Genomic DNA, 15,640 nt, shown 5'->3' on the forward strand with positions numbered 1-15,640 from the left:
ACTTTTTTGTTTATTTCACATACAAATGGTGCTGTGCAAGTTCTACTGAAATTGCTCCCACGTTACCTGCACCTTGCGTTAATAACAAGTCATTTGGTTGTAACACATTTTGCATGATGTTTTGTAAATTACCGTCAACGGGATCAATCAAAATCGGTTCAACCTGACCACGCAAGCGGATACTACGCGCTAAAGTACGGCTGTCTGCACCAACAATTGGTTTTTCACCAGCAGGGTAAACTTCGAGTAACAATAATTGGTCGACTTGAGATAAAACTTCAATAAAGTCGTCAAAACAATCACGTGTACGAGAGTACCGATGAGGTTGGAAAAGCATCACTAAACGACGATCTGGATGGCTCTGACGAGCTGCTTTAATAGTTGCTTCTACTTCTTTAGGATGATGTCCATAGTCATCGACTAATTTTACATTACCCTCACCAAGCTCAAATTCACCTTGTACTTGGAAGCGACGCCCAACACCACTAAAGCCTTTTAATGCACGACTAATGGCTTCGTCTGAAACACCTTCATCAGTTGCAACACCAATTGCAGCCAAAGCATTTAAAACATTATGCATGCCTGGTTGATTGATCGTTAAACGAAGCGGCTCACGTCCTTTACGCAATACCGTAAAGTGCGAACGCATGCCATCTTGCTCTACATCAATCGCACGGATGTCATTATCTTCATTAAAACCATAAGTAATAACCGGACGGCCTACGCGTGGTAAAATCTCACGAATGTTCGCATCATCACCGCAAACTACCGCTAAACCATAGAACGGTAAGTTATGTAGGAACTGCACAAAAGTATCTTTTAACTTATCAAAGCTACCTTCATAGGTATCCATATGGTCAGCATCGATATTGGTTACAATCGCTGCCATTGGCTGCAAATAAAGGAATGAGGCATCTGATTCGTCAGCTTCTGCAACAATAAAACGACTTTCACCAAGCGCTGCATTTACACCAGTACTATTAAGCAAACCACCAATCACATAAGTTGGATCAAGGTTTTCTTCAGCCAACATTGTGGTTAACAAACTCGTTGTTGTGGTTTTACCATGTGTACCTGCTACGGCAATACCATGACGGTAACGCATAAGTTCACCGAGCATTTCTGCACGACGTACAATCGGAGTACGTTGTTCAATTGCAGCTTTAATTTCCGGATTTTCCGGATCAATAGCAGTTGAAACTACAAGCACATTAGCGTTTTTAATATTTTCTGCTTCGTGTCCGATATAGACCTTAATGCCATTTTCTTCTAATTGTTGCGTAGTTTTAGAAGCTTTAATATCTGAACCGGAAATTTTATATCCTTGGTTAGCTAACACCTCAGCAATACCACACATACCTGCTCCGCCAATACCCACAAAATGAATGTGTTTGATACGGCGCATTTCAGGCACTTTAATCAATTTTTTTGCTTGGTTTGCAGCTGTTGTTGGAGACATAGTAAATCCGATTACATTTTTTGAATAAGATCAACCACATGCTGAGTTGCATTTGGTTGGGCATGTTGACGCGCTTTCACTGCCATTTCTGTAAGTAATTGGCGGTTCATCAACGTAGTAAACAATTGATTTAAAACTTCTGGTGTCATGGTAGATTGCTGGCAAATTTTTGCAGCACCGACATCAGCCAGAAATTTAGCATTTGCTGTTTGGTGGTCATCTACCGCAATAGGTAACGGTACAAAAACTGCTGCAACACCAGCGGTTGCAACTTCTGTCACAGTTAAAGCACCAGCACGGCAAATAATCAGATCTGCTTCGCTATATGCCTTCGCCATGTCTTCAATAAATGGCAAAACCTGTACAGTTAAATTTGCAGGTGCATCTGCGTACAATGCTTGTGTTGCTTCAACTTGTTGCTGACCACACTGATGAAAAATATTCAGTGGAACCTGCAGTTGCTTTAAAGCTGGAGGCAAACGCTCATTGAGTGCTTTGGCACCTAAAGAACCGCCTACAATTAAAATATTTAACGGTTTACCCGCTTGTTCACGCTCATCGTAGCGCCATTTTGGGCTTAAAATGTCTGTTATTTCACGGCGCACAGGGTTTCCTGTGGTCACGACTTTGCCACCAGCAGGAAAAGTATTAGGAAATGCTTCGCATACCACTTTAGCTACATGTGATAACTGCGCATTGGTAAAACCGGCAACTGCATTTTGCTCGTGAATGAGAACAGGAATACCTAATAAGCGAGCAGCCAGACCACCCGGTCCTGCAACATAACCACCAAAGCCAGCGACTGCGTCAACTTTGAGCTGTTTCATATAACGCATAGCGCTAAAAGTTGCTTTTAAAATTTTAAAAGGCGCGGCGAGTTTCCGGATGACTCCGTTGCCACGTACACCTTGAATATCAATTTGATATATTGGAATATTTTGATCTTTTAATAACCGATTTTCCATACCTGTTGGCGTGGCTAACCATGAAACCTGACAACCTTGGTGTTGAAGTTGTTTGGCTACGGCGAGGGCTGGAAAAACATGTCCACCAGTACCGGCAGCCATCATCATGACATGTTTAGGTTTGCTTTGCTGTGAATCTGTCACGGTCTAATTCTTCAACTCAAAAAACAATGGAAATTGTCATCTATTTTTGTAGCCGTTTATTTTAATCCTAAAGCTTCATTAACGAAAAGCGAATTTCACTCGTTTATAACAGAAAGATGTGCTTTTTTGAAAATATGCCTACAAAGCGCCAGCGTATTTCATATTGTGGTTTTATTAATTGATAAATTTTTAGGTGATTTCCCAATATTCGCTTAGGAAATCACCCAAAGTAGATTATTAAGCAGGACGACCAGCTTCTAATACGTCAAATAGATCATCGGCAATCGATGTACCAAATTGAGCATCAATTTCGCGGATACAGGTTGGGCTAGTGACATTAATTTCAGTAACATAATTACCAATCACATCTAAACCTACAAAAATCAAACCTTTTTCGCGTAAGAAAGGCCCGATTTTCGCTGCAATCTGCTTATCATTTTCAGTAAGTGGTCGTGCTTGACCTAAACCACCTGCCGCCAAGTTACCGCGCACTTCACCATTTTGTGGAATACGAGCTAGACAATAAGGAATAGGTTCACCATTCACCATTAGAATTCGTTTATCCCCTTCAACAATTTCAGGAATATAACGCTGTGCCATAATTGGACGAGTACCTAATTCTGTCAGCATTTCTAAGGTAGACCCAATATTTACACCATCTTGGTATAAACGGAAAATTCCCATCCCACCCATACCATCAAGCGGCTTAACGATCACATCGCCATGTTCTTTAATAAATTCACGAATTAAACTTTGTTGAGACGTTACAAGTGTAGGCACTTGTAGCTCTGGAAACTGCGTTGCAAAGAGTTTTTCATTACAATCACGCAATGACTGTGGCTTATTAATAATCCATGAACCTTCACGCTCAGCTTGCTCAAGCACATAAGTTGTGTAGACAAAATTCATATCAAACGGCGGGTCTTTACGCATGAGTACAACATCGTAAGACGCAATAGATTCTTTTCTCTTTTCGCCAAGCTCATAGTAATGGCTGTAATCTTCAAATACTTCTAAAGGAGAGATTAGACCGTAAGCTTTACCTTGATCGATATATAAATCTTGCTGTAATGCATAACCCAATTCATGTCCGCGACGGCTCGCCGCCCACAACATTGCCATGGTTGAATCCTTTTTCAGATTTACGGTTTCAATCGGATCCATGACGACAAGTACACGCATGCTCAAGCTCTTCTTAAAATTTAAATTAGCATGAGTATAACTGAGATTTTTCACTGGTTTTTCTTAATTTCAGTAAAACCTTATCGGTTATTTCTTTATCTTGAATTCAGATAAATTCAGTTAAACTATGACCATAAAATATTATTTTTAAAGGCTAAAGATGAAACTTTATCGCTATTTAACAGGCCCTGATGACTCTGCTTTTTGCGCACGAGTGACTAAAGCGCTCAATCATGGCTGGGAATTATATGGAGCACCAACCATGACCTTTAATGGTACTCAAGTGATTGTGGGCCAAGCCATTTGCAAAACGATTGATGAAAACTATGATCCAGAAATGGATATTTTAGATGTACTTAAAAACAATGCTTAACTCTAAGGGTGTTTTTACTAAAAAAAGCACCTCGTCAAAATCTCATTTATAAATAAAACTAATTACTTACCTTATGCCCGTCCTTTAACATAAAAATTATATTTTTAAAATCAACAACTAAAAGCACACCTCGATAATTTCATAGGCAATAGTTCTTTTATTCTAAATAATTAAATGATTATAATTATCATTTATACTTTTATTTTTGTTAACAGACTTTGTTTTTATGTTAAAAATTTCTATATCATCTCCCCACATTAAAAGCTCATTCCCGCTTAGCTTACTCAGCTTAATGATCTTGAATATTCAAGGTGTCTACGCAGAGGAATTAGCTGACTCATCATCAAAAGTTGCAGCAGTCATGCCGACTATAAAAATTGAAGCGATGAGTGAGCTCGACCCGATTAAAAGCTATATCGACTATGACAAAGCCAATGTCACACGTAATGGTTTAGACAAAAAAGATATTCCGCAAACTATTGATACCATTGATGTTCAAAAATATAAAATTTATGGATCAAATGATTTAAGCGTCATGCTACAAGGTACCCCAGGTGTATCTACCAATTACGATATGCGTGGTGATGGAATTACCATTCGTGGTTTTGGTGCAGACACAGGTGATATTTACCGTGATGGCATACGTGAAAGCGGACAAGTACGTCGCAGTACAGCCAATATCGAACGTATTGAGATTTTAAAAGGCCCCGCCTCTGTTTTATATGGCCGTAGTGCTGGCGGCGGGGTTGTGAATATGGTGAGTAAGTTCGCCAATTTTGACTCTAAAAGTTCAGTTGGTGCATATACAGGTTCTTACGACAACTATGGAACAACGGCTGACATCAACCAAGTACTTAACGACAATTTAGCAGTACGTTTGACTGGAGAATATGGCGAGTCAGGTAGCTTCCGCTCAGGTATTAAAAATAAAATAGAGATGCTCTCTCCAAGCTTTACCTATAAAAATGATGATGGAACACTCACTTGGACCACACAATATACCTATGACAAATTAGGTCGAGTGCCTGACCGCGGACCAACGCGTGACAATCTACCTACAGGTACATCTATCAAAACAGGATTTGCCCAAGATGGCGATTATGTTGATGATATTTTGCAAGTGGTTCGCACCGATGTAAATTATGAATATGCACCTGACTGGAACTTCCACTGGGCAGCAAGCTACCGCCAAGCAGAACAGAACTTTGACCACTTTTACTTTGGAACTTATTGTGGGTTAGATGGTAAAGATTTAAAAGGTAAAGCATGCATCACTAAAAAAGGCTATATCAATCAAATTTACTACTGGCAACAAACTAGCAATAAGACCACGACCAATACATTTGATATTAAGGGCAAATTCAAAACAGGCTCGCTTGAGCACCAAATTATGATGGGTACAGACTGGACCTATGAGCAACGAGAACCACGTCTAGCCAATAAGACTCAAAACGGTTCAACCATTTATGGTTATGTTAATCCGCTCACTGGTGAACGTGAATATAGCCGAGGTAATGGCCCTCTTTTGATTAGCCAACATAACTACAATGAAGGCACCACTTATGGTGTATTTGTTCAGGATTTAATTGGTCTAAATGACGAACTTAAACTCATGATGGGCCTACGTTATGATTACTTTGACTTTTCGACTACCAATAAGCTTAACAATGATCATCGTAATGTAAAAGACAGTAGCTTTAGCCCAAATGTGGGTTTGGTATGGCAACCCGTTCCAGAACATAGCTTTTATACGTCTTACTCTAAGAGTTTTGCACCATTTGGCGGGCAAATGGGTGTTAACCAAGTTACTGGTAGCACCGATGTTAGAAAAATGGATAAAGAGCCTCAATATAATGAGCAATATGAAGTTGGAGTAAAAAGTGAATGGTTAGATAACCGTTTAAATACTCAATTTTCTGTCTTTGATATTCGTAAAAATAATATTCGCTATAAACCAAACCCTGATAGTGAACCAGATGTATGGGCAACTGCGGGTCAGCATCAATCTCGTGGTCTCGAATTTAGCTTTATTGGCCGTGTACTCGATAATGTCTTTGTCCGCGGTGGTTATGGTTATACCGATGCAAAAGTAAAAGAAGACAAGCAAAATCCTGAACGTGAAGGCAACTATTTAGCAAACACATCTAAGAACACAGGTAATTTATTTGTTCGTTATTTACCAACTGAGCAGTGGTATACCGAAGTGGGCCTGACCTATGTCGGTTCTTATTATCCAAATATTAATAATCAAGTAAAAATGGAAGGCTTCAATCGTGTCGATGCAGCAATTGGCTATAGTGCAGCCCCATGGAATGTTACGCTTGCGGTAAATAACCTGACCAATAAAGAGTACTGGCGTTCGGACAGCATGCCAGGCACACCACGTAATGTGTTATTGCGTTTGAATTATCAGTTCTAAATAAAAATAAAAAAGGCATACCCTCCTATTTTAGAGGTATGCCTTTTGTTTTTTAATAATAAAAGAGACAAGTTTTTTTATCTTCAATAAATAAAATATTTAATTTTTAGATTATACTTTTTTCATTAAAGATACCAATTAAATCAACAATATGAATAAACAGTTTATTTTAACTTTTTTATTATTTTTTCTATCACTATCAACAGAGGCAAAAATCATTACTCTTTCAATTGATACATATCAAGACTTATCAAAACAACAGCAAAATAGTATTAAAGACAACCTCAACAAAGGATGGATCAGTTATGCTAGAGATGATAAAAAAATTCATTATTTGAGTTATCAACTAATTAAATCTATTTCAGACTCCGTCGTAATAGCTCCAGTTAAAACCACACCAGTTAATCTAGGAAATTTAAATTCTTTAGAGTTATGGCAATTTGACTGCAAAAATAAAAAAATGATGTTGTTGTCCGAAGCGACTTATTCAATTACGAATTCTGAAATATTTTCAATACAAGAAGTAGAGTTTCCACAAGAAGTACCGGCTATTCCTAATTCTATTGCAAATAGAATTCTAGAAATGGCATGTGTTCTGAACTACATAAAAAATCATTAGACATAAAAGGAAGGAGAGGTCAAGTGCTCCTTCCTTTTATATTATGGAAAATTAAATCCCATATTTCTCACGATAAGCTTGCATATTTGCTAGCGCTTCTTTTTCGCCTTTAGTCTCTAAATAATCCATTAAATCTTTCATGGTAATGAGTGCGTGCACAGGAATTTCTAATTCTTTTTGCACTTCTTGAATTGCAGAGAGCTCACCTTGACCACGTTCTTGACGATCTAATGCTACCAACACACCTGCGATAGTTGCGCCAGCGTTTTTCAAAATCGTTACGACTTCACGAATCGCTGTACCTGCGGTAATTACGTCATCAATAATCCAGACTTTTTTACCTTCAACCGCAGCACCAACTAAAACACCGCCTTCGCCATGATCTTTCGCTTCTTTACGGTTAAAGCCCCATGGCACGCTTTTGTTATGGACCTGCGATAAAGCAACAGCAGTCGCAGCTACAAATGGAATACCTTTGTATGCTGGCCCAAAAATCACATCAACATTTTCACATTGTGTTAATTTATCAGCATAGCCTTGCGCTAAAAGAGATAAAGCTTCACCATCGTTGAGTAGGCCTGCATTAAAAAAATAAGGACTCACGCGTCCAGATTTTAAAGTAAACTCACCAAATTTAAGCACACCGCGTGATAATGCGAGTTCGATAAATGCTTGCGGGTTAAATGACACAGGCGTTGTCATGAGGTGCTCCAAATTCACAATTGAGGTTAAATTTTCGCATGATACCAAAGGATCAGTATCCAAGTGATGTAAAAATTCTTCGAGTCGTTTCCATTAACGTAAATGGCTTACGTTCTTCAGTAACGAAAGGCTTACTTGAATGGTTAGAACAATCCGATGCCGATGTCGTATGCATGCAGGAAAGCCGCATTACCCATGAACAATGGACTGAAAAATTTAGACCCGAAGGATGGCATACCCATCTGTTTCCAGCAGAGCGTGCAGGCTATGCAGGTACTGCAATTTATAGCCGCTTACCCTTCGTTTCTATTAAAGATGGTTTAGGGTTTGAATTGGCCGATAGTCAAGGCCGCTTCATTTCTGCCGAATTCGATTTAGGTTTGTCACATCCCGTACATATTGCATCATTATACTTACCTTCAGGCTCAAGTGGTGAAGAAGCTCAAGCACGTAAAGATTTATTTTTGGGTGAATACGCAAAAATCTTAAAACAATGGCGTGATGAAAATAAGTCCATCATTATTTGTGGCGATTACAATATCGTTCATAAACGAATTGATATTAAAAACTGGTCGGGTAACCAGAAGTCGTCTGGCTGTTTACCACATGAACGTGCATGGCTTGACCATATTTATGATGAACTTGGCTATGTAGACACCTTCCGTGTGGTAAGAACGGAAGCCGAATTGTATTCATGGTGGTCAAATCGCGGTCAAGCGCGTGCGAAAAATGTAGGTTGGCGTATTGACTATCAAGCTTGTTCACCAGACTGGAAAACACGTACAACAAACGCATGGGTCTATAAAGATCAATGGTTTAGTGACCATGCTCCAGTTATTGTTGACTATAAAATTCAAGAATAAGTGAACACGTGTTCACTTACATTGTCGTTTTTGCTTACAGCACATGTCGTTTTTGAGTATTTTTCTTACACACGTTTAACGGCATTATAGCCCCACGGCACAGGGAAGCAGTCAGGATGACGCGAAAGGATAGGACGCCGTAGGAAGATAAAATAAACTTATGATAAGTTTATTTGCAAGGATGTGACAATGGACGTTGAAATGAGACCCGCATGATCAGGATGATTAAATGCGGGTTTTCTCTTTTCTATCTCTTATTTTTTGCGCTAAGTTCTTTTAGTTTTCTAGATTCTTCTTGTTGGGCTCATTATTACCTCGTCTTATGACAGTAACATGACATTGTTTATTGTTTTAATCATTATTTTTCATTTGTTTTAAAAGTATCGGTATAAAGTAGTCCTTAAAAGCATTTTGGGTTAGGCTGTGTGTTCTTTCTTTTTGACATGGTCCGATAAAATGTTAAAAATTTATGGTATTAAAAACTGTAATTCAATGAAAAAAGCATTTGATGCCTTACAAGCAAAAGGTTTGAGCTACGAATTTCACGATTATAAAAAACAAGGAATCGATGCCGACACCCTCAAAATCTGGTTAAAAGAAATAGGACAAGATACTGTTCTCAATAAAAAAGGCACCACGTGGAGAAAACTATCTGAAGAAGAACAGACGCGTGCATTAAGCAGTGAAGATCATCTTATTGAAGCTTTAATTGCTCAACCAAGCTTAATTAAACGACCAGTTCTACAGACGTCTAAAGGTTTTCTGGTAGGTTTTGATGAAACTGCCTATCAAAATTTAAGTGCATAAAAAAACGAGCCATTTGGCTCGTTTTTTTCATTCACAGATTTAGTTCGCACGAATCCATGTTTGGTTACGGCCTAATGCTGACACGCCAATATAACCGCGCAATTTAAGCTTTTTACCGCCTTCAGCTAACTCACCTTTTAATTTATAAGTTTTGCCAGATTTAGGGTCTAAAATTGTACCGTTTTCATAACTGGTGCCACCTACATTTTTTAGATTATGTACAATGGTCACACCTTTAAGCGGTTTGTTTTTATACGGCCCTTCACATTTTGTACAGGAGTTTTCTTCACCTGGTGTCAAAATGTTTTGAATGGTTGCAGTTAAGGTTCCATCCTTCTGTTCCGTAAACTTTACTACGGCTTTGGGCTTATTGGTTTGGTCATCAATCGTTTTCCATACCGTTCCATTGAGTGGATCAGCCGCATTTGCAAATGCAGCCATACCAACAAGTCCTAAAGCTAAAGCAATCTTTTTCATTTTTGTAATATCCTTGGGTCTTTCAAGACTTCAGTATTCAAAACTCGCAACGATATTGCAATTTTTGAATGTGACTGTTTCGTGTAACCTTGTAACCTTGAAAAATAAAATTTATAGGGAAACAAGTTATTAACATAAGCGGATACTATATGAATATACCAAACGTTTTAAAATATTATTTAACTGAAACATTTCTAAAAACAGCGATTCGCAAACCAAGTCAGTTGAATTTACCTCCAACTGCCCTGCGCCCGATGCTTGAACAACTTTGCCGAGCATTTCCAAAACAAAAAAACGTAACTGTTCGCCCGATTCGACTTGCTGGTGTAAAGGGTGAAGAGATTAAAGCTCAGGATTCAGCGACGCAGCTTATTTTTCATATTCACGGCGGCGCTTTTTTTCTGGGCAGTGTAAAAACCCATCATGCATTCATGACGGATTTAGCGGCCCGTACTCAAATGCAAATTATTCACGTGGACTATCCTCTTGCTCCTGAGCACCCATACCCTGAAGCGATTGAGGCATTATATGATGTATATCAAGCGTTATTAGTTCAAGGTATTCAGCCCAAAGATATTATTTTATCGGGTGACTCATGTGGGGCCAATTTAGCTTTAGCACTTTGCTTACGCTTAAAAGAACAACCTGAACTGATGCCAAGTGGTTTAATTTTATTGTCTCCCTTTTTAGATTTAACCCTAACCAGTGAATCTTTAAGATTTAACCAAAAACATGATGCCCTACTTTCTTTTGAAGCCCTGCAAATAGGTATTCAACATTATATTGGCAATCATATTGGAGCAGATGATCCGCGTGTTTCTCCTATTTTCGATAACTTAGCAGGTTTGCCACCGACTTTAGTACAGGTGGGTTCTAAAGAAATTTTATTAGACGACGCGAAACGCTTTAGAGAAAAAGCTGAAGAAGCAGGTGTCAAAGTACATTTTAAACTTTACACAGGCATGTGGCATAACTTCCAAATGTTTAATGCTTGGTTTGAAGAAGCAAAACAAGCGATGGCAGATATTTCTGAGTTTGCACATGAACTCGACAAAACTTAATTGAAATAAATGAAGTGACAAGTTTTAAATACTTTTCACTTCATTTTTTATAAAAACCTTAATCTTAAGGTTTAATAATTGAATCATGATATGTTTAGGTTATGAATCATTCCAACTCTCCCATTTTAGGATGATCTGAAGAGGAAACATCTCTATTTAGGAGTTCATCTATTATTATGAAAATTCGTTTCATCACTTATTCTATAAATAAAATAAAACAGGTGGTTCTCGAATTCATCCATAACAACCATATTATTAATTGGACGCCATTAGAAAAAAGCGCACTGATGCTTACACTTGCATGTGCAATGAATTTCAGTTGGATTTTATGGAAAGCTTATATTTTAATAACGCCTAGCGTTTGGCAATGGGCAAATTTACCGCTTGTAGAGTCACAACTCTGGCTGAATTTACTGACCTTATTTTTATTGGCATTACTGATTATTCCTTGTTATCGCTACAAAGACCAAGAGCGGGCTCAAAAAATTGTTCCTTTGGTTAGCGTACAAGTCTTCATGCTTATGCTGTGTCATGATGGATACTTAATTGGTAGTATCAGCCCTGCCACAATGGTTGGATATGTAGGCACCATTGGTGTAGGTCTGGTTTTATTTGAAAGAAAAATTGTTTATAGCGCCTTTATACCAGCAACAATTATTTTAGCAGTATGTACTTATTTAAGTATGAATGGCGTTATTCCCTACGCTCCTTTATTTAACTTCACCATAATTCGACATGCCCAAACCAATCCATTTTGGTTAGGAAGCATGTTATTTTTTATTATGCCGATTTTAGTGGCCTGCCTTATTTTATTTGAAATATTACTGACCCAGTGGCGACAACGAGAAACTTATATTCAGCGCTTAAGCCAAATTGACCCATTAACTAATGTATTAAATAGACGCAGTTTAAATATCCATCTTGAAACACTTCATGAGCAACAATCCGATTATGCTTTAGTCCTTCTCGACATAGACCATTTTAAAAAAATTAATGATGTCTATGGGCATCATCAGGGTGATCAGGTCTTAATTAAAATTGCTCAATGCTTGTCTGAAAACTTGCGTAATGAAGACATTATTGGTCGATTTGGTGGAGAAGAATTTATTTTATTACTCCCCCATACCGATATTACTCAAGCGGAAAAAATTGCAGAGCGTTGCCGACTTGCCTTAGAAGAGCTGTCTATTTTCAACAATCAAAATATTCAGATTCATGTAAGTGCAAGTTTTGGAATTAGTAGTTCCGCTTTTGCAAACGATCCCTACCTCGTCATTCGACAAGCAGATGAAGCACTTTATGCGGTAAAGGCTTCAGGGCGCAATCAAGTGCGCACTTTTCAACAAATACCACATATAGAATCAATTTAACTATTTAGCTTTCGATAAGCTTGCAAGCTGTTGTAACAGCTCTTGCTGACTAAATGCACCAGTTAAACGTAAAGAACGTATTTCTTGTTGATGCTCATTTAAAAACAGATAAGTTGGTGGCCCTAAAATACTCCACTGCTTGAGTAGAGCCTCATGTGAATGGTCATAATGACTCAAATCAAGCTTAATGAGATAGTAAGGCGCAAGAGCTGACTGAACTTCTGGTGCTTTTAAAATACGATGCTCAATAGGCTGACAAGCCACACACCAGTCTGCATAGACATCAACGACAATAGCCCGATCAGCAGGCGCTGCTGCTAAAATTTTCTGAAAGTCTGCTGCTGTTGTCGCAATGTGCCATTCAGCCATATGGTCGGAACTTTGCAAACTGCGATTTTGAATATGCTGATACTGGTTATAGGCAACAAACGGAGTAACCAATAAAAGCAGAAGCGCATAGAGCCACTGTAACTGCCCTTTTTTCCAAAAGAACTGATAAAGTGCGTAGGCAATAAAAGCGAGGCCTAGCAATAAACTAAGCACTTGCATGCCCCAATCTGGCAATAAAGGGCGAATAAAATAAAGACTTAGACCCAACATCAGAAAAGCAAAAATTACTTTAATCTGATGCATCCAGTCGCCAGCTTTAGGTAAAAATCTTGCACCTAAAACACTAGCGATGAGTAAAGGAATCCCCATTCCAAAACCTAAACAAAATAAAAGCAAAGCGCCTTGCCATTGGTTTTGGGTTTGAGAAATAAATAGTAAAGTTCCAGCCAAAGGTGCGGTCATACATGGACCAACCAATAGCGCAGAAACTACGCCCATGACTCCTGCACCAACTAAAGTACCACCTTGTTGCATGGACTGAATGCGGTCAAGTCGATTTAACCATGTTTGCGGTAAACGAATCTCAAACAATCCAAACAGATTTAGGGCAAAAACCACGAATAACAAACTAAACGCGATAAGCGTGGCGGGCTGTTGCAACCAACGTTGGAAATTTAGCCCTGCTGAAGAAGCAATTAAACCTAGACCTGCATAAACCAATGCCATACTACATACAAAAGTAAGTGCAATAGTCCAAGCCTTTAAACCTTTATGCTCTCGAATAATTAATGAAGTTAAAATCGGCAGCATGGGTAAAGAGCATGGTGTAAATGCGAGCAACATGCCTAAGCCTAAAAATAATAAAACACCATACCAAAGCGAGTGTTCAATTAATTTCGCCGACCAAATCTGGTCTTCTGCAATTTGGGGAGCGGCCGCATCTGCTTTAGTTTCTGAACTTGTTTGATTAGTTAGAGTTTCTTGAGACGATGCTTGTGTATTTGCCAAATCTAATAAGCGTTTCGGTGCTGCCGCTTGGTTTTGCACACCAACCAATCCGTCTGCATCGGTTTGAAACTCGATGGTTTGGGGTGGATAACAAATACGGTCTTTGGCACAGCCCTGCCAAGTTACAGTGTAGTGCTCTGAAGGCTTGGTTTTAATCTGGAAATTGATTTGATGATAATAAACCTGACTTTGCCCATAGTTCTCATCATATTGAGAAACTGCCTTAGGCAAATTCAAAGTTAAAGGTTGAGTACCCTGTTGTACGGTAAATTTATGCTGATACAAATAATAGTTCGGCTGAATCTGCCACGATAATTTCGCAGTATGCGATTGTGGCGACTCAACCGAAAATGAAAAAGCCTGTTCTGGTGAAAGTAGCTTATCTTCTGCAAAAACAAACTGACTAAATACCAACGTAGCCGCAGCTAGAAAATAAATAATTCCCTGAGAAAAAAGCTTTTTCATTAACATCTATTCAAGTTAGTTTTATCAGAATAAGAATGCCATACCCAAGCCACCGCGGTAGCCTTTATATTGACCATCTAGATCTACTCCAACACTTGCATCAAGCTGAGTACGCTTATTGACTGCATAAACTAAACCTGTGCCTAGGCTATATTGATAGTCTTCGCTTTCAGCTTTACGATATACAAACTCAGAATAACCAGAAAGTTTGCCGGCAATTTTATAGTTGATGGTTGGAATAGCAGTCACAGCCCAGTTGCTGTTTTGCACTTCGTAACGCATGGTAATTGCTGTATTGATCAAATCATTATATTGATAAGCCACTGCCGAACTTAAACTATAAATATCGTCATGTGCAGTAAATTCATCATTACCTGTTGCAATAAGCGCTTGAGCCAATACAGCCATTGTTAAATTTTCATCATTTAAATCAATCGCTTTTTTTAAGCCGATGCTTACATCACCTAAACCAGAGGTATCTGTCTTTTTACCTGCGCGTTTAGTTTGAGTCCAAGCCGGACCTTGCCAACCTAATTGTAATTCTAGGTCCTTAGCCAAACCTGTACGGAATAACATATCTTCATTGACGGTCACGGTCTTTTCTCTCACACCATCAACATTTGATTCTGTATAAGTTGCACTTGGTAAGCCTTGTTCCCAAGCTAACTGCCCTACTGGAGTGATGCCTGTTCCAAAGCCTGAACCAGGACGGTCAAACGAGAACTCAGCAGCAAAAGTACTTCCTGCGGCAACAGTGGTCAGAGCAAAAGTTAAAATTTGAAATGTTCTCATTCTATTATCCAATCAAGTAGTTAGTTCTTTTGACATTTTTGCCCCATGATGGCGCAACAATTCTAATGTTTCACGCTCTTCTTGAAGCGCTTCTGACCAATCTATTTCATCAAAATCACAATCAAAGAACAACTGGCTGATTGAAGATAAAATGGTAAGTCCTTCTTCATCACGTGTATTTGGGTCAACTTTTTCATCAAGTAAACGTTGAACCGCTGGTGCGCATGCCGAACTTGCCGCATCCCATAGTGGGCCATAAAATTCTTCTGCATCCCAAAGATGAACATTTGCTTTAGCTTGGATTAAGGCATCAAGGATATCGAGATAAACTTGTAATGCGTCTTGCTTTTCTTGTTTTGATAAAGGAGTACCCGCTTCATAAGCTTCTGAAACGTCTTCCCACCATTTAAAAATTCCATCACAGATAATTGACACGGGTGGCCCTTGTTCCGGATCAATGAAATTCGGATCAAGCCCCTCAGCAAGTAATTTTTGTACTTGCGTAAGTTCTAATTCTTCTATGGCTTGAATTAAAGCCTGCTGCTGGGTGGTTAACATGACCATCTCTCAAAAATATATTAGGGCTATTATGCCTAATCTCTGA

Annotated in this window: 15 protein-coding genes; 7 read left to right on the forward strand and 8 right to left on the reverse strand. The window is 38.7% G+C overall.

Annotation, left to right across the window (positions count from 1 at the left end; all coding sequences use genetic code 11):
- Positions 1-10 precede the first annotated feature (10 nt).
- The 3 genes from murC to gshB form a co-directional block, all read right to left on the reverse strand.
- Positions 11-1,459, reverse strand: coding sequence for a UDP-N-acetylmuramate--L-alanine ligase (murC, locus tag ACLCEG_RS11210; protein ID WP_004704924.1), 1,449 nt, complete (start codon positions 1,457-1,459; stop codon positions 11-13).
- A gap of 11 nt (positions 1,460-1,470) precedes the next feature.
- A complete protein-coding gene (gene murG, locus ACLCEG_RS11215; protein WP_410567540.1) occupies positions 1,471-2,568 on the reverse strand; it encodes an undecaprenyldiphospho-muramoylpentapeptide beta-N-acetylglucosaminyltransferase in 1,098 nt (365 codons plus the stop codon).
- Between the two features lie 237 nt (positions 2,569-2,805).
- Entirely contained in the window at positions 2,806-3,750 is a 945-nt protein-coding gene (gene gshB / locus ACLCEG_RS11220; RefSeq protein WP_410567542.1) for a glutathione synthase, read from the reverse strand.
- A gap of 160 nt (positions 3,751-3,910) precedes the next feature.
- Here gshB and ACLCEG_RS11225 point away from each other — a divergent pair, with 160 nt between their 5' ends.
- From ACLCEG_RS11225 to ACLCEG_RS11235, 3 genes are all read left to right on the forward strand, one after another.
- A complete protein-coding gene (locus tag ACLCEG_RS11225) occupies positions 3,911-4,123 on the forward strand; it encodes a DUF1737 domain-containing protein (protein ID WP_004704920.1) in 213 nt (70 codons plus the stop codon).
- A 226-nt stretch (positions 4,124-4,349) separates the two neighbouring features.
- On the forward strand, positions 4,350-6,542 hold the full coding sequence (locus tag ACLCEG_RS11230) for a TonB-dependent receptor (RefSeq protein ID WP_410567544.1): 2,193 nt from the start codon (positions 4,350-4,352) through the stop codon (positions 6,540-6,542).
- A gap of 151 nt (positions 6,543-6,693) precedes the next feature.
- Complete coding sequence (locus ACLCEG_RS11235) at positions 6,694-7,161, forward strand: surface-adhesin E family protein (protein WP_086496467.1); 468 nt, start codon at positions 6,694-6,696, stop codon at positions 7,159-7,161.
- 51 nt (positions 7,162-7,212) lie between these two features.
- On the opposite strand, the gene pyrE is transcribed toward ACLCEG_RS11235, so the two are convergent.
- On the reverse strand, positions 7,213-7,863 hold the full coding sequence (pyrE, locus tag ACLCEG_RS11240) for an orotate phosphoribosyltransferase (RefSeq protein WP_134262631.1): 651 nt from the start codon (positions 7,861-7,863) through the stop codon (positions 7,213-7,215).
- Positions 7,864-7,901: 38 nt separating this feature from the next.
- Here pyrE and ACLCEG_RS11245 point away from each other — a divergent pair, with 38 nt between their 5' ends.
- Together ACLCEG_RS11245 and ACLCEG_RS11250 are read left to right on the forward strand one after the other, a co-directional pair.
- The gene (locus ACLCEG_RS11245) at positions 7,902-8,726 is read left to right on the forward strand and encodes an exodeoxyribonuclease III (protein ID WP_004704909.1); all 825 of its coding nucleotides are present in this window, start codon (positions 7,902-7,904) and stop codon (positions 8,724-8,726) included.
- A gap of 456 nt (positions 8,727-9,182) precedes the next feature.
- Positions 9,183-9,533 (forward strand): arsenate reductase, encoded by a 351-nt coding sequence (locus tag ACLCEG_RS11250; protein ID WP_100193409.1) that lies wholly within the window; start codon positions 9,183-9,185, stop codon positions 9,531-9,533.
- Between the two features lie 39 nt (positions 9,534-9,572).
- On the opposite strand, the gene ACLCEG_RS11255 is transcribed toward ACLCEG_RS11250, so the two are convergent.
- Positions 9,573-10,010: a DUF2147 domain-containing protein gene (locus tag ACLCEG_RS11255; protein WP_004704906.1), complete on the reverse strand. Its 438-nt coding sequence runs from the start codon at positions 10,008-10,010 to the stop codon at positions 9,573-9,575.
- Between the two features lie 149 nt (positions 10,011-10,159).
- On the opposite strand from ACLCEG_RS11255, the gene ACLCEG_RS11260 reads away from it, so the two are divergent.
- On the forward strand, positions 10,160-11,071 hold the full coding sequence (locus tag ACLCEG_RS11260; protein ID WP_004704904.1) for an alpha/beta hydrolase: 912 nt from the start codon (positions 10,160-10,162) through the stop codon (positions 11,069-11,071).
- A 176-nt stretch (positions 11,072-11,247) separates the two neighbouring features.
- Positions 11,248-12,441 (forward strand): GGDEF domain-containing protein, encoded by a 1,194-nt coding sequence (locus ACLCEG_RS11265; protein ID WP_191110487.1) that lies wholly within the window; start codon positions 11,248-11,250, stop codon positions 12,439-12,441.
- Here the strand turns inward: ACLCEG_RS11265 and dsbD are convergent, their stop codons facing one another.
- Genes dsbD through ACLCEG_RS11280 form a run of 3 tightly spaced genes read right to left on the reverse strand, consistent with a single transcriptional unit; the run spans position 12,442 to position 15,594 of the window.
- Positions 12,442-14,250 carry a protein-disulfide reductase DsbD gene (gene dsbD, locus ACLCEG_RS11270; RefSeq protein ID WP_410567547.1) on the reverse strand — a complete coding sequence of 603 codons (1,809 nt, stop codon included), beginning with the start codon at positions 14,248-14,250 and terminating at the stop codon, positions 12,442-12,444. It abuts the gene before it with no gap.
- A gap of 18 nt (positions 14,251-14,268) precedes the next feature.
- The gene (locus ACLCEG_RS11275) at positions 14,269-15,036 is read right to left on the reverse strand and encodes a transporter (RefSeq protein ID WP_004704898.1); all 768 of its coding nucleotides are present in this window, start codon (positions 15,034-15,036) and stop codon (positions 14,269-14,271) included.
- A 12-nt stretch (positions 15,037-15,048) separates the two neighbouring features.
- On the reverse strand, positions 15,049-15,594 hold the full coding sequence (locus ACLCEG_RS11280) for an ankyrin repeat domain-containing protein (protein WP_004704896.1): 546 nt from the start codon (positions 15,592-15,594) through the stop codon (positions 15,049-15,051).
- Between the last annotated feature and the right edge of the window lie 46 nt (positions 15,595-15,640).

The sequence above is a fragment of the Acinetobacter sp. H1(2024) genome (assembly GCF_046557555.1).
Lineage (GTDB): Bacteria > Pseudomonadota > Gammaproteobacteria > Pseudomonadales > Moraxellaceae > Acinetobacter > Acinetobacter seifertii.

Excerpts from the sequence above, each read along its gene's own strand:
- murC (WP_004704924.1), bottom strand. The coding sequence starts at position 1,459 with ATGTCTCCAACAACAGCTGCAAACCAAGCAAAAAAATTGATTAAAGTG.
- gshB (WP_410567542.1), bottom strand. The coding sequence starts at position 3,750 with ATGCGTGTACTTGTCGTCATGGATCCGATTGAAACCGTAAATCTGAAA.
- ACLCEG_RS11225 (WP_004704920.1), top strand. The coding sequence starts at position 3,911 with ATGAAACTTTATCGCTATTTAACAGGCCCTGATGACTCTGCTTTTTGC.
- ACLCEG_RS11230 (WP_410567544.1), top strand. The coding sequence starts at position 4,350 with ATGTTAAAAATTTCTATATCATCTCCCCACATTAAAAGCTCATTCCCG.
- ACLCEG_RS11235 (WP_086496467.1), top strand. The coding sequence starts at position 6,694 with ATGAATAAACAGTTTATTTTAACTTTTTTATTATTTTTTCTATCACTA.
- pyrE (WP_134262631.1), bottom strand. The coding sequence starts at position 7,863 with ATGACAACGCCTGTGTCATTTAACCCGCAAGCATTTATCGAACTCGCA.
- ACLCEG_RS11245 (WP_004704909.1), top strand. The coding sequence starts at position 7,902 with ATGATACCAAAGGATCAGTATCCAAGTGATGTAAAAATTCTTCGAGTC.
- ACLCEG_RS11250 (WP_100193409.1), top strand. The coding sequence starts at position 9,183 with ATGTTAAAAATTTATGGTATTAAAAACTGTAATTCAATGAAAAAAGCA.
- ACLCEG_RS11255 (WP_004704906.1), bottom strand. The coding sequence starts at position 10,010 with ATGAAAAAGATTGCTTTAGCTTTAGGACTTGTTGGTATGGCTGCATTT.
- ACLCEG_RS11260 (WP_004704904.1), top strand. The coding sequence starts at position 10,160 with ATGAATATACCAAACGTTTTAAAATATTATTTAACTGAAACATTTCTA.
- ACLCEG_RS11265 (WP_191110487.1), top strand. The coding sequence starts at position 11,248 with ATGAAAATTCGTTTCATCACTTATTCTATAAATAAAATAAAACAGGTG.
- dsbD (WP_410567547.1), bottom strand. The coding sequence starts at position 14,250 with ATGTTAATGAAAAAGCTTTTTTCTCAGGGAATTATTTATTTTCTAGCT.
- ACLCEG_RS11275 (WP_004704898.1), bottom strand. The coding sequence starts at position 15,036 with ATGAGAACATTTCAAATTTTAACTTTTGCTCTGACCACTGTTGCCGCA.
- ACLCEG_RS11280 (WP_004704896.1), bottom strand. The coding sequence starts at position 15,594 with ATGTTAACCACCCAGCAGCAGGCTTTAATTCAAGCCATAGAAGAATTA.